Source organism: Nonomuraea sp. B19D2 (assembly GCF_040137845.1).
In the GTDB taxonomy this organism is placed as follows: Bacteria; Actinomycetota; Actinomycetes; order Streptosporangiales; family Streptosporangiaceae; genus Nonomuraea.
The window spans coordinates 1-1,373 of sequence record NZ_JBEFAK010000145.1 but is presented as its reverse complement, the minus strand read 5'-3'; the positions used below and the strand labels follow the sequence as shown (position 1 = coordinate 1,373).

General features: G+C 68.0%; 1 protein-coding gene. It reads right to left on the bottom strand.

The genetic code is table 11. The features are described from left to right. The coding region (locus ABN273_RS59175) for an IS256 family transposase (RefSeq protein ID WP_502911364.1) at positions 1-1,262 on the bottom strand (1,262 nt) is incomplete at its 3' end. Positions 1,263-1,373: the final 111 nt, after the last annotated feature.

The window sequence follows — 1,373 nt, the reverse complement described above, 5'->3', positions numbered from 1 at the left end:
TTCGAGCGTTCGACGAGTTTGCCGTCGATGAAGGTGGCGCCGGCGCGGACCAGGGCGACCAGGTGGGCGCCGTTGACCGCACGCCAGCGGGACTGGGCGGACTCGATCAGCTTGAAGGCCATGGCCAGGCCGGCTGCGCGGGAGCCGGGACCCTTGGTGACCTTGGTGCGGTGCCGGACAGTGGCGAAGGTCGACTCGATCGGATTGGTGGTGCGCAGGTGCCGCCAGTGCTCGGCTGGATAGTCGTAGAAGGCCAGCAGCTCCTCGACATCGTCGACGACCTTGGCGACCGCCTTGGGAAACTTGGCGCCGTGGGCGGCCTCGAACGCGGCGACCGCGGCCAGGGCGTGGTCCTTGCTCTCGGCGTTCCAGATCTCGGCCAGGGCCTTCTTCGCGCCCGGGTGGGCTGACTTCGGCAGCGCCCCGAGCACGTTGGCAATTTTGTGAAACCAGCACCTCTGCGCTCTGGCCTGCGGAAACACCTCGGCCAGCGCCGACCAGAAGCCCAGCGCACCGTCTCCGACCGCGAGCACCGGGGCGCGCATGCCGCGCCGGGCGCAATCACGCAGCAGATCAGCCCACGACTCGGTCGATTCGCGGTAGCCGTCGGTGAGGGCGACGAGTTCCTTGCGGTCGTCGGCGCGCACGCCGATGAGTACCAGCAGGCAGAGTTTGTGCTCTTCAAGGCGGATGTTGACATGGATGCCGTCGGCCCACAGGTAGACGTAGTCGACATTCGACAGGTCTCGTTCGGCGAAGGCGCGCTGATCGGCCTTCCATTGCTCGGTGAGCTTGGTGATGACCGGCGCCGACAGCCCGGTGCCGGTGCCCAGGAACTGGCTCAGGGCGGGCACGAAGTCGCCGGTGGACAGGCCATGCAGGTAGAGCAGCGGCAGCACCTCGGTGATGGCCGGGCTCTTGCGGCACCAGGGCGGCAAGATGGCCGAGGAGAAGCGCCGACGCTCGCCGGTGGCCTCGTCGACGCGCTTGTCGTTGACTCGCGGGGCGTGCACCTCGATCGCGCCTGCGCTGGTCAGCACGGTGCGGGGTTGGTGGTGGCCGTTGCGCACGACCAGGCGGTGGCCATGTTGGTCGCGTTCGTCGGCGAAGGCGGCGATGTAGGCGTCGACCTCGGCCTTGAGCGCTTCGGCGAGCATCCGGCGGGCTCCCTCGCGCACGAGCTCGTCGATCAGCGCCGGCGACGGGGAAGAAGAGGCCGCGGCGCGGTCGCCGTCGGCGGGGTCAGGGACTACGGTGAGCACGGGTGTGCCTTCCCGACCGACGTTGGCGCGTCGGTCATGCTTGGTGGAATCACATGATCATCGGGAAGGTACACCCCTTTCCCGATGATCCACAGATCTCAAGCATTGCTC